The sequence below is a fragment of the Coprococcus sp. LG101-27 genome (assembly GCF_027695515.1).
Classification (GTDB): Bacteria; Bacillota; Clostridia; order Lachnospirales; family Lachnospiraceae; genus Allocoprococcus; species Allocoprococcus comes.
The window spans coordinates 158699-170895 of the sequence record NZ_JAQEUJ010000001.1 but is presented as its reverse complement, the minus strand read 5'-3'; the positions used below and the strand labels follow the sequence as shown (position 1 = coordinate 170895).

Here is a 12197-nt window from a genome sequence, read left to right as displayed (position 1 = left end):
ACATATGCCAAACAAACTGATTGACATTGTTGGTGTTTCCAAATCATATGGAGACAATCTGGTTCTGGACGACCTGAACCTTTATATCAGAGAAAATGAATTTCTCACACTTTTAGGACCTAGCGGCTGCGGAAAGACAACGCTTCTGCGTATCCTCGGCGGATTCGAAAATCCGGACTCCGGAAAAGTAATTTTCGATGGAAAGGACATTACATCCCTTGCACCGAATAAACGACAGCTCAACACTGTTTTCCAGAAATATGCGCTTTTCACCCATATGACCATTGCTGAAAATATTGCTTTTGGTCTGAAGATCAAAGGGAAATCAAAATCTTACATCGATGATAAGATTCATTATGCATTAAAACTGGTCAATCTGGAAGGTTACCAGAACCGTTATCCGGATTCTTTAAGTGGGGGACAGCAGCAGCGTATTGCCATCGCCCGCGCCATTGTAAATGAACCAAAAGTTCTTCTTCTGGATGAACCTCTCGGTGCCCTGGATTTAAAGCTCCGCCAGGACATGCAGTATGAACTGATCCGTTTAAAAAATGAGCTGGGAATTACATTTATCTACGTTACCCACGATCAGGAAGAAGCCCTCACCATGTCTGACACGATTGTTGTCATGAATCAGGGATATATCCAGCAGATCGGTACACCGGAAGATATCTACAACGAGCCGGAAAATGCTTTTGTAGCCGACTTCATTGGCGATAGCAACATTTTCAATGCCATCATGGTACGCGATAAGCTGGTCAATATTGTCGGTGCCGAATTCCCGTGTGTAGATACCGGATTCGGAACCAACAAACCGGTCGATGCGGTCATTCGTCCGGAGGACATCGATCTTGTAAAACCAGAAGAAGGCACATTAAAGGGTGTCGTTACCCATCTGATTTTCAAAGGAGTCCACTATGAAATGGAAGTCCTTGCCAACAACTATGAATGGCTGGTACACAGCACCGATATGTTCCCGGTTGGCACTGAGGTTGGAATCCATGTTGACCCGTTTGATATTCAGATCATGAAAAAACCGGAATCTGAAGATGAGGAGGCTGTAGGAATTGAAGAATAGCAAACGTCTCCTGGCTGGGCCATACCTTTTCTGGGCAGTTTCTTTCATTATCATTCCTCTGATCATGATCTTCTATTATGGTCTGACTGACAATGACGGAAAATTCACCTGGATGAACCTTGCCAAAATCACAACACCTGAGAATTTAAAGGCTCTGGGGCTTGCACTTCTGCTTGCATTTGTCAGCACAGTGATCTGCCTGATCCTTGCCTATCCTCTGGCAATGATCCTTGTTGGAAGAAATGTAAACCAGTCCAGCTTCGTAGTACTTGTTTTCATCCTTCCGATGTGGATGAACTTTCTGCTCAGAACTCTTGCATGGCAGAACCTCCTGGAGAAAAACGGTGTCATCAACTCCGTTCTCCATTTCTTCGGGCTGCCTTCATGGAACATTATCAACACACCGACAGCGATCATCCTCGGTATGGTCTACAACTTCCTGCCGTTCATGGTGCTGCCGATTTACAATGTACTTGTAAAGATTGACAAAGATGTTATTTCCGCAGCCAGAGATCTCGGTGCCGGAAATATCCAGACATTTACCAAGATCATCCTTCCGCTTAGTGTTCCGGGTATCATCAGTGGAATCACTATGGTATTTGTACCTGCACTTACAACCTTCGTCATTTCCAACCTCCTCGGTGGAAGCAAGATCCTTCTGATCGGAAATGTCATCGAACAGGAATTCCAGCAGGGAAGCAACTGGCATGTAGGAAGTGGACTTTCACTTGTCCTGATGATCTTCATCATTGCAAGTATGGCTCTGATCGCCAAATACGATAAAGACGGGGAGGGCACTGCATTCTAATGAAAAAGAAATTACAGAATTTATATTTACTGCTGATCGTGATCTTCCTCTATGCTCCGATCATGACACTGATGGTTCTGTCCTTTAACAGTTCCAGAACCCGTGCCAAATGGGGCGGATTTACCGGAAAATGGTATGTATCCCTTTTCCAGGATGAAGCGATCATGAGCACCTTATACAACACCCTGATCATCGCACTTCTTTCTGCGCTGATTGCAACCGTGATTGGAACTTTGGCTTCCATTGGAATCCAGAGTATGAACCGCAAGTTTCGTACCTTTATGCTGGGTGTCACCAACATTCCGATGCTGAACGCAGACATTGTGACTGGTGTATCTATGATGCTGTTGTTTATCGCATTCCGTATGAACATGGGATTTTCGACAATCCTGATTGCACATATAACCTTTAATATCCCGTATGTCATCCTAAGTGTCATGCCAAAACTAAAGCAGACCAACCGGCGGACCTATGAAGCTGCACTGGATCTGGGTGCTTCTCCGATCTACGCTTTTTTCAAAGTCGTATTTCCGGATATCCTTCCAGGAATTCTTTCCGGTTTCCTGCTTGCATTTACCATGTCGTTGGATGATTTTGTGATCACCCACTTTACCAAAGGACCTGGAATCGATACCCTGTCCACCAAAATTTACAGTGAAGTACGAAAAGGAATCCGTCCGGAAATTTACGCACTCTCAACGATCATGTTTGTAACGGTGCTCTTCCTTCTCTTCCTGGTCAATTTAAAACCGGAAAAAGAAGTTCACGAAAAAGACGGCACGATCCGCAAGCCATCCCGTGCACGCCACACGATGCGTCTCGTCGTAACACGTGTCGTACCGGCACTGCTCGTGATCGTCATTACAGCCGGAGGATTTTTCTACAATTCAAAGACAAAGATTTCCGGCTCCGAAAAGGTAATTGTCTACAACTGGGGCGAATATCTGGACCCGGATGTCCTGGATATCTTTGAAGAAGAAACCGGTATCCAGGTAGTTTATGAAGAATACGAAACCAATGAGATCATGTACCCGAAGGTGCAGTCCGGCGCCATTTCCTACGATGTGGTCTGCCCTTCTGACTATATGATCCAGCGTATGATCGAAAATGATCTCCTCGCCGAGATCAACTGGGACAATGTTTCAAATATCAAAAACATCGGACAGACTTACATGGATCAGTCCAAGGCATTTGATCCGGAAAATAAATACTCTGTTCCTTATTGCTGGGGAACTGTCGGGATCCTTTACAACAAAACCATGGTAGACGAACCAATTGATTCCTGGTCTGTTCTCTGGGATCCAAAGTACAAGGACAGCATTCTGATGCAGGACAGCGTCCGCGATGCATTCGGTGTTACCTTAAAATATCTTGGATATTCCCTGAACTCAACCGACCTGGACGAGCTGAACGAAGCGAAGAATCTTCTGTTCAAACAGAAACCACTGGTTCAGGCATACGTCGTTGACCAGGTGCGTGACAAGATGATCGGAAATGAAGCAGCCATCGGTGTTATTTACTCCGGTGAAGCCATTTACACACAGAAAGAAAATCCAAACCTGGAATACGTGATCCCGAAAGAAGGATCCAATATCTGGATCGACTCCTGGGTAATTCCGAAAAATGCAGAGCATAAGGAAAATGCAGAAAAGTTCATCAACTTCCTCTGCCGTCCGGACATCGCACTGAAGAACTTTGAGTACATCACCTACTCGACTCCAAATGAAGCAGCACGGGAACTGATTGAAGACGAGTCCATCCGCAACAGCAAGATTGCATTCCCGGATGCAAGCGAGCTCTCCGGATGTGAGACCTTCAAATTCCTTGGAGATAAAAACGATGCTGTCTACAATGAATTATGGCGGGAAGTGAAATCAAAGTAATGTGGGAAAGAATTCTGAATTATACAATAACCGAACAGAAAACTTCCAATATCCATGAGTTTTTAAAAGCTCATGGATATTCTTCTTCTCTGATCCGGGCAATCAAAGAAGATACGGAAGGAATCCGTCTGAACGGGGAACCGGTACTGGCACGTACCCTTCTTACTCCCGGCGACCAGCTTGCCATCCGGATTACCGAAACAAAATTCTCCGAAAATATTGTTCCGTCAGATCTGCCTCTTTCGATCGTATATGAAGATCCGGACCTGCTGGTCATCAATAAACCTGCCGGAATGCCAATTCACCCTTCCCAGGGAAATTATGACAACACACTTGCCAATGCCTGTGCATGGTATTTCAAAGAGAAAGGCGAGCCTTTTGTCTACCGCTGCATTAACCGGCTTGACCGGGACACCACCGGTCTTCTGATCATTGCCCGGCATCTTTACAGTGCCTCTCTCCTCTCTGCCATGATGGCACGCCGGGAAATCCACCGGGAATATCTGGCACTTGCCACGGGAATCGTCCCGGAAGACGGAATCATCACTGCTCCAATTGCCAGAAAAGAGGGTTCTACCATCGAGCGCATGGTCGATTTTAAACATGGTGAATATGCCTGCACCCATTACCGCAGGCTTTCCATCACAAATACAGATCCGGTCTACTCTCTGGTTGCCTTAAAGCTGGATACCGGACGCACTCATCAGATCCGGGTGCATATGAATTACATCGGTCATCCGCTTCCGGGAGATTTTCTCTATAATCCGGATTACAGCCATATCAGCCGTCAGGCACTGCACTCACATCATCTGCATTTCCGGCATCCAATCACAGGAGAAGAAATGCATTTCACAGCGCCTGTGCCTGAAGATATGTTACTCTGATAAATATATTTAAGTGATCCCCTTCCCCGGCACATAATACTCTTTTTATGGAAGAATTTTCCATATGTATTTTCCGGTCAAACAGAAGAAGAGCTCCTGAGAGAACAAAGATATTCATTCTCCCAGAAGCTCTTCTTCTGTTTATTTCTTATTTCTGACGACAGATCACACTAAAAAAACAGCGGAACGGATTCAAACTGCCTCTATAATCTATATCGCTCTCTTACCATGTGACCAGCTTCAACATTTTACAAATCGAAACATCCGCCTCCAATAAATTCCCTCAAAATCGAATTCTGCGGAACATACTCACTTCCGATCCCCACAAAATAATCCAGGAATTTGAGCAGTCTCTTCGCTTCCTGATATTCGGCGCAGTCCTTCTCAATTCCGAACAGGATCGGTTCTGCATAAGCTTTCAGAACTGCCAGCTCATAAAGAAGAGCTGAATTGAACATCACATCCGCGTCTTCCTGATACGGGAAAATATTGTTCTCTTCCCCTCTTCTCACCGACTGCCACATAGCGATCGTCTGCTTTGCCGAAGTACCTCTGGTTCTTGCATCACGCACCATCCGGCGGATCAGACGTCCATCTGTTGATGCAATCCGGTTATGCTCATCGATATTCAGCTGGGTCAGTGCACTGATATAGATCTTGAATTTATTTTCTTTTGGCAGATCATGGGTCAACGCATCATTCAGACAATGAATGCCTTCGATCACCAGAATATCCTGCTCACCAAGCTGCATATAATGTCCGTTATATTCTCGTTTTCCGGTCTTGAAATTGAACGTCGGAAGCTCAATCCGTTCTCCTGCAAGCAGCTTTTTCAGATCGTGATTAAAAAGTTCCACATCCAGTGCTTCCAAACACTCATAATTCGGCTTTCCTTCTGCGTCCAGCGGTGTATCCACACGGTTCTTAAAGTAATCATCCACCGAAATCGGATGCGGGACCAGACCGCTTACCCGGAGCTGGATGGAAAGCCGTCTGGAAAATGTAGTCTTTCCTGACGAAGAAGGACCGGCGATCAAGACAAACTTTTTCTGCGGATTTCCTGCAATCTGCTCTGCGATCTGCGCAATCTTCTTCTCCTGCATTGCCTCCTGTACCAGAAGCAGTTCCTTTGGATTGGCGCTGCCGCCTGTCACATAATCATTCAGTGCCCCTACCGTCTCAATTCCAAGCATATCACCGCCACGCGTAGATTCTTTCAGCACATGGAACAGCTTATTCTGAGGCTGAAACGGAGGTATCTTTTCCGGTTCAGCTGCCTCCGGCATCTGCACTACAAATCCCTCATCATATAAATATAATTTAAAATATTTTAGATAGCCGGTTGACGGAACCATATAGCCGTAATAGTAGTCCTCAAATTCATTGATACTGTAAATATTGACAGTAGACACTCTGCGATACCGGAACAAACGCTCTTTATCCTTCATACCGTACTTGCGGAACATTTCAACCGCTTCATCGGTATGAACCGATCTCTTCCGGATTGAAAGATCCATATCTGCCATTTCATGCATCCGTTCTTCAATCCTTGCAAGCAGTTCCTGATCCAGCTTCTGATCTCCTTTTATTGTACAATAATACCCTTTATCTACAGAAAAATGGATTCTCACCTGTTCTATCTTATCGTGTCCGATTGTATCATATACTGCCTTCACCAGCAGAAAACTTACACCACGGCGATAGGTAAGATTTCCAATTGTCTCGCCTGTCGTCACAAAATGGAGCGTACAGTCCTTTTTCAGCTTCTTTCCAAGCTCCTGAAGCTTTCCATTTACATATACAAGAACAATATCTTGTGGATATCTTTCCTGATATTCCCCGGCAATCTGCAGATATGTGGTCCCTGCCGGAAAACTTCTCTCTTCCCCGTCAATCTGTACTTTGTACATCTGCTGTTCCATATTTACCGCCTTCTTTCTGCCTTACGGCGCTTTGACAAATCTGTCTGTTTTTTCCCCGCTCCCAAACACCTTACGTCAAAACCCAGAATGGCTGCCGGATCTTTGCTGTCCGGATCTCTGCCTCTGGAAATTTCTCCCGGCAAAAATGTTCCATATCTGCAATAAAGATATGCTCCACGCCATAGTGTCCGGCATCAATTACTGCCATTTTTTGCGCAACCGCATCAATCCCCTCATGGTGATCAATGTCACCTGTCACCAGTACATCCACACCTTTTTCCAAAGATACGGAAATTGCGCTCTTCCCGGAGCCCGGAAAAACACCAAGGCGATGTACCTGCATATCCGGCTCTCCAAATATTTTCACATTCGGAAGATCAAATGCTTTTTTTACCATTTCCGCACAGGATTTTAAATCCATCGGCTGTGCCAGATCAGCAACTCTTCCGATTCCAACCGGAACTTCACCGGATTCTGAATGCATGCTTCCCGTCACTTCCAGAACCTCCGGTTCACTCAGTTCAAGTACCTTCCCAGCAAGCTCTGCCATTCCCATTACATCATAATTGGTATGCATCGCATAGTAAGAAATGTCATCCCTGATCAACTTCAGTACTCTTCTGCCAATAAAATCCTCGTCATTGATCTTTTTCATTGCTTTAAAGATCATCGGATGATGTGTGATCAGCATATCTGCGCCCCAGTCTGCTGCTTCTTCGATCACTTCATCCGTCGCATCCAGTGCAAGATAGATCCGCTTTACTTCTTTATCGCTTCTTCCGACCTGCAGTCCTACATTATCCCACTCCATAGCATAGTGCTTTGGAAAACGTGCTTCTATTTCTTTTATAATTTCTCTGCAAATCATCATTTTCCTCCTAAAAATACCGGTCAAGCAGGTCTTCTGCTCTCTTTATCATATGCAGAACCTCTGCACTTCTCTCCTTCGTGCGTTCACTCTCCTGCACCCGAAGCTTTTCATACACGCCCTGATTCACAGACAGTTCCTTTTTCAGATATTCTCCCATCACCGGGTGAGCCTTCTCTAATAAATATTTTCCATATTCAAGCTCTTCTTCTGCTGCCGGAACACCTTCCGCATAAAGACCTTTCTGCTCTGTCGGGATCACCTTCATCATCGGATAGTATTTGCCATCCTCTTCCACCATGTCCTCTGCAACGATACGAAATCTATGTTCTTCCAGATAACGGCGGACTTTCGCAAGCTCTGACTGCGGCTGCAGGACCAGTTCCTTTAAGCTTCTGGTTTTTGCCGGATCCTCATTCAAAATGTGTATGACAAGACCGCCGCCCATTCCGGCGGCGATCATTGTGTCAGCTTCTTCCATTTTCAAATTCACCAGACCATCAGAAAGACGGGTAGCGATCTTCCCATCCAGTCCATGTTCAAGGATATGTGTATCCGCTCTCTCTAATGGTCCTTTGTTAATATCCATGGCAATTGCGGATGGAACCAGCCCGTTCTGTGTCAGATAGATTGGGATGTAAGCGTGATCTGTTCCCACATCCGCAAGACGCATTCCCGGTGTGACAAGATCCGCCACTGCCTGTAATCTTTTTGATAATTCAGCCATCTTCTTAATCCAAATAATCTCTTAATTTTCTGCTGCGGCTTGGATGACGAAGCTTGCGGAGTGCTTTTGCTTCGATCTGACGGATACGCTCACGGGTGACATCGAACTCTTTTCCGACCTCTTCCAGTGTACGTGCTCTTCCATCACTCATACCAAAACGCAGGCGGAGAACCTTCTGCTCTCTCTCTGTCAGTGTACTTAAAACTTCATCCAGCTGTTCTTTCAGAAGTGTCTGCGCTGCTGCTTCTGCCGGAACAGGTACATTGTCATCCTGGATAAAGTCGCCCAGGTGGCTGTCCTCTTCCTCACCGATCGGAGTCTCAAGAGAAACCGGTTCCTGGGAAATCTTTAAGATTTCACGCACACGGTCTACCGGCATGTCCAACTCTGCAGCGATCTCTTCCGGCGTAGGTTCACGTCCAAGCTCCTGCAGTAACTGTCTGGATACACGGATCAGTTTGTTGATCGTCTCTACCATATGAACCGGTATACGGATGGTTCTCGCCTGGTCAGCAATCGCACGTGTGATTGCCTGACGGATCCACCATGTTGCATAGGTACTGAACTTAAATCCCTTCTGATAATCAAACTTCTCTACCGCTTTGATAAGTCCAAGGTTTCCTTCCTGTATAAGATCCAGAAACAGCATACCACGTCCCACGTAACGCTTTGCAATGCTGACTACCAGTCGCAGGTTGGCTTCTGCAAGACGCTTTTTCGCTTCTTCATCACCATCTGCCATTCTCTTTGCCAGATCAATCTCTTCTTCTGCTGAAAGAAGCGGAACCTTACCGATCTCCTTCAGATACATACGGACCGGATCTTCGATGCTGATTCCGTCCGGAACAGACAGGTCGATCTTCTCCATATCCACTTCGTCTTCATCCGAAAGCATGATCTCCAGATCATCATCATCCACATTGGAGTCATCATTCATCTGAAGCACATCGATCCCATTGGCCTCCAGGTACTCAAATACCTTGTCCATCTGTGTCGGTTCCAGCTCCATATCCCGGAATACATCATTGATTTCCTGGATTTCAAGAATGTTCTTCTTTTTCTTCGCAAGGGCAACCAGATTTTTTAATTTTTCCTGAAACTTTACTACGTTCTCTTCCATGTAGTGTCCTTCCTCTCATCGCTTGTTTATATTCTATCCCTAATTAATGGAAATATGCAGTTTATGAAGGTCCTGCACTGCCTTCTTCGCATTCATAAGCCTTTGCAGCCCCTGAATGTCTGTCGGATCCAGATTCCGGGTTGCAGTTTCGATACTGTACTCCTTTACCCGGAGAATCGTCTCCTTGATCGCTTTTTCCTGCTCTCCCGCAGTCGTCAGCTCTTTGATTCTCGTATTGAAAAGTGCTGCCACCGCGCGATGTTCCTCTTCCTCTGTAAAATAATTCATGATCTGCGCAGGATTCAGTTCTCCTTTTGCATGCTGTTCATACAGAAGTTCAGCAACTTTCCGGTACAGCTCCACCGTAAAATCCTCCGGCGTAACATAACGGCTTACCTGATCAAACAGCTCTTCCCTGTCGATCAGCCAGGTAAGCAGAATCTTCTGTGACCGGATATGACCATCCTCTTTTGACGTTTCCTGGCGGATCGTCTGTCTCGGCTTTGTGGCCGGAGCTGCCATTCCGCTCTGGACTGCTACCTTGACAACCAGCTTCTTAAGTTCTTCGTAGCCAACGTGATAAGTCTTTGCCACCGCTTCTATGTAATTGTCACGTTCAATTTCTTCTTCAAAACGTGCCAGCCTTCTCGCCGCCTCTCTGAGGAATTCCGTCTTTCCTTCCGGTGCATTCAGATCATAACTTTTTTCCAGCATCTCAAGACCGAACATAAAGCTGTTCCTTGCTTTCCTGATCCGCTCTTCAAATGCCTCAGCTCCAAGATTCTTGATGAATTCATCCGGATCCTTATACGGTTCCATCCGGATCACGCGGGTCGTCACACCGGCCTCCCGAAGAATCGGAGCTGCCCGGAGTGCCGCTTTAGTTCCGGCTTCATCACTATCATAGGTCAGATAGACTTCATTCACATACCGTTTGATCAATGCTGCATGTCCTGCTGTGAGTGCAGTTCCAAGTGACGCAACTGCATTGGTAAATCCCGCCTGATGGAGCGAAATTACATCCATATAGCCTTCACACACAATAAAATACGGCTTTCTCGATGTTCTCGCCCGGTGAAGTCCGTACAGATTCCGGCTCTTATCAAAAATCAGAGTCTCCGGTGAGTTCAGGTACTTTGGCTTCCCGTCGCCCATCACACGCCCGCCAAATCCGATCACACGATTATTCACATCCATAATCGGAAACATAACACGGTTCCAGAATTTGTCGTAAACTCCGTGCTTTTCATCGACATTTACCAGACCGGCTTTGATGATCATCTCTTCACTATAACCCTTCATCTTCAGGTATCGAAACAGATCGTCACTGTATTTGCTGGAATATCCAAGTCCAAATGCGGTGATCGTCTCCTGGCTCAACTGACGGTTCTGCAGGTATTCTCTTGCCTGCCTTCCGCCCTCCGTCTTCAACTGCGCATAATAATACTTGGCCGCCAGCTTGTTCATCTCAAGCAGCGCACTTCTCGTATCCGCTCTTTCTTTCGCTTCTTTTGAATATTCCTCCTGCGGAAGCTCCACACCGGCACGCTGTGCCAGAAACTTGAGTGCTTCTACAAAAGAATAATTCTCATACTCCATAATGAAGGTAAATACATTTCCTCCCGCTCCGCAGCCAAAGCAGTAATACATCTGCTTATCCCTGCTCACAGAAAAAGAAGGAGATTTCTCACTGTGAAACGGGCAAAGTCCGAAATACGAACTCCCCTGCTTCTTCAGCTTCACATATCCGGAAATCACATCTACGATATCATTTTTCGATCTTACTTCTTCTATAATCTCATCTGAATAATACATTATGTCCTACACCTTCCTGGCAGGGTTCGCGCACCTTGCGCAACCCCTACATAATATATATTCGACAAAACTTTTTTATTTCCTTTAAAATTTCCAAGATTGTGGAATAAAAATTTCTTCAAACTTTTTTACGGCAAAATTATCCGTCATTCCTGCTATGTAATCACACACTGCGATCTCCGGCATTTCCCCCTTCTGCAGCTGTTTCAGATACTGCTCCGGCATCTTTTCCATGTGCGTTTCATAATAAGAATACAGATCTTCGACCATTCGGATTGCTTTGTCCTCTTCGCCCTTTGCAAGTGGATTCTCATAAACATGGGTAAACATATATGCTCGCAGCTCCATCAGTGCTTCACGTACTTCCTCTGACATGCAGATCTTCGGTTTGTCCATGCTGTTTACGATCACATCATGGGTAAGTGTGTTCAGGCGCTCTCTTTTACTGTTTCCCAGAACCTTTCGCAGCTCTTTGGGCAGTTCCTCTTCATTCATGATCCCCGCCCTTACTGCGTCATCAATATCATGGTTCACATAAGCAATCTTATCAGACAGTCTGACGATCTGCCCTTCCAGTGTCGCAGGCATGCCCGCACTTTTGTGGTTGCGGATTCCATCTAGCACTTCCCAGGTCAGGTTCAGTCCCTCCCCCTGTTTCTCCAGTACCTCTACTACACGGACACTTTGTTCATTGTGTTTAAATCCACACGGACACACATTGTTCAGAGCTCTCTCTCCTGCATGTCCAAACGGAGTATGCCCGAGATCATGCCCCAATGCAATTGCCTCCACCAGATCTTCGTTCAGCCTGAGTGCCTTTCCGATCGTCCGGGCGTTCTGCGATACTTCCAGCGTATGCGTTAGCCGCGTCCGGTAATGGTCTCCGATTGGGAGGAGAAACACCTGCGTCTTCTGCTTCATGCGCCGGAATGCCTTACTGTGCAGGATCCGATCTCTGTCCCTCTGAAAAACCGGTCGGATATCACACTGTGGCTCATTTCTCTTTCTCCCCCGGGAAGCCATGCTTAATGTGGCACAGGGACTTAGATATTCCTTTTCTCTTTCTTCCATCTGTTCCCTGATCGTCATTTT

At 46.0% G+C, this 12197-nt stretch carries 10 protein-coding genes; 4 read left to right on the top strand and 6 right to left on the bottom strand.

Features of this window, described 5'->3' with window-relative positions; genetic code table 11:
* Positions 1-4: 4 nt before the first annotated feature.
* The 4 genes from PG766_RS00880 to PG766_RS00865 are packed head-to-tail and all read left to right on the top strand — an operon-like array spanning position 5 to position 4653.
* Positions 5-1078 carry an ABC transporter ATP-binding protein gene (locus PG766_RS00880; RefSeq protein WP_117556198.1) on the top strand — a complete coding sequence of 358 codons (1074 nt, stop codon included), beginning with the start codon at positions 5-7 and terminating at the stop codon, positions 1076-1078.
* On the top strand, positions 1068-1886 hold the full coding sequence (locus PG766_RS00875; RefSeq protein WP_022220522.1) for an ABC transporter permease: 819 nt from the start codon (positions 1068-1070) through the stop codon (positions 1884-1886). The genes PG766_RS00880 and PG766_RS00875 overlap by 11 nt, the downstream gene beginning before the upstream one ends.
* Positions 1886-3769 carry an extracellular solute-binding protein gene (locus PG766_RS00870; protein WP_118198411.1) on the top strand — a complete coding sequence of 628 codons (1884 nt, stop codon included), beginning with the start codon at positions 1886-1888 and terminating at the stop codon, positions 3767-3769. The genes PG766_RS00875 and PG766_RS00870 overlap by 1 nt, the downstream gene beginning before the upstream one ends.
* Complete coding sequence (locus tag PG766_RS00865; protein ID WP_118198412.1) at positions 3769-4653, top strand: RluA family pseudouridine synthase; 885 nt, start codon at positions 3769-3771, stop codon at positions 4651-4653. Before PG766_RS00870 ends, PG766_RS00865 begins: the two co-directional genes overlap by 1 nt.
* 248 nt (positions 4654-4901) lie before the next feature.
* On the opposite strand, the gene PG766_RS00860 is transcribed toward PG766_RS00865, so the two are convergent.
* From PG766_RS00860 to PG766_RS00835, 6 genes are all read right to left on the bottom strand, one after another.
* Entirely contained in the window at positions 4902-6575 is a 1674-nt protein-coding gene (locus PG766_RS00860; RefSeq protein ID WP_118198413.1) for a nucleoside kinase, read from the bottom strand.
* Positions 6576-6645: 70 nt separating this feature from the next.
* Complete coding sequence (locus PG766_RS00855) at positions 6646-7443, bottom strand: Nif3-like dinuclear metal center hexameric protein (RefSeq protein WP_044999230.1); 798 nt, start codon at positions 7441-7443, stop codon at positions 6646-6648.
* A 10-nt stretch (positions 7444-7453) separates the two neighbouring features.
* The gene (locus PG766_RS00850) at positions 7454-8170 is read right to left on the bottom strand and encodes a tRNA (adenine(22)-N(1))-methyltransferase (protein WP_118198414.1); all 717 of its coding nucleotides are present in this window, start codon (positions 8168-8170) and stop codon (positions 7454-7456) included.
* A gap of 4 nt (positions 8171-8174) precedes the next feature.
* Positions 8175-9290: an RNA polymerase sigma factor RpoD gene (rpoD, locus tag PG766_RS00845; RefSeq protein ID WP_117823093.1), complete on the bottom strand. Its 1116-nt coding sequence runs from the start codon at positions 9288-9290 to the stop codon at positions 8175-8177.
* Between the two features lie 39 nt (positions 9291-9329).
* The gene (gene dnaG, locus PG766_RS00840; RefSeq protein WP_118198415.1) at positions 9330-11105 is read right to left on the bottom strand and encodes a DNA primase; all 1776 of its coding nucleotides are present in this window, start codon (positions 11103-11105) and stop codon (positions 9330-9332) included.
* Between the two features lie 84 nt (positions 11106-11189).
* The gene (locus PG766_RS00835) at positions 11190-12194 is read right to left on the bottom strand and encodes a deoxyguanosinetriphosphate triphosphohydrolase (protein ID WP_118198416.1); all 1005 of its coding nucleotides are present in this window, start codon (positions 12192-12194) and stop codon (positions 11190-11192) included.
* Positions 12195-12197: the final 3 nt, after the last annotated feature.

What these genes read in the sequence shown, in the direction of transcription:
- PG766_RS00880 (WP_117556198.1), top strand. Translation starts at nt 5, where the DNA reads ATGCCAAACAAACTGATTGACATTGTTGGTGTTTCCAAATCATATGGA.
- PG766_RS00870 (WP_118198411.1), top strand. Translation starts at nt 1,886, where the DNA reads ATGAAAAAGAAATTACAGAATTTATATTTACTGCTGATCGTGATCTTC.
- PG766_RS00865 (WP_118198412.1), top strand. Translation starts at nt 3,769, where the DNA reads ATGTGGGAAAGAATTCTGAATTATACAATAACCGAACAGAAAACTTCC.
- PG766_RS00860 (WP_118198413.1), bottom strand. Translation starts at nt 6,575, where the DNA reads ATGGAACAGCAGATGTACAAAGTACAGATTGACGGGGAAGAGAGAAGT.
- PG766_RS00855 (WP_044999230.1), bottom strand. Translation starts at nt 7,443, where the DNA reads ATGATTTGCAGAGAAATTATAAAAGAAATAGAAGCACGTTTTCCAAAG.
- PG766_RS00850 (WP_118198414.1), bottom strand. Translation starts at nt 8,170, where the DNA reads ATGGCTGAATTATCAAAAAGATTACAGGCAGTGGCGGATCTTGTCACA.
- rpoD (WP_117823093.1), bottom strand. Translation starts at nt 9,290, where the DNA reads ATGGAAGAGAACGTAGTAAAGTTTCAGGAAAAATTAAAAAATCTGGTT.
- dnaG (WP_118198415.1), bottom strand. Translation starts at nt 11,105, where the DNA reads ATGTATTATTCAGATGAGATTATAGAAGAAGTAAGATCGAAAAATGAT.
- PG766_RS00835 (WP_118198416.1), bottom strand. Translation starts at nt 12,194, where the DNA reads ATGACGATCAGGGAACAGATGGAAGAAAGAGAAAAGGAATATCTAAGT.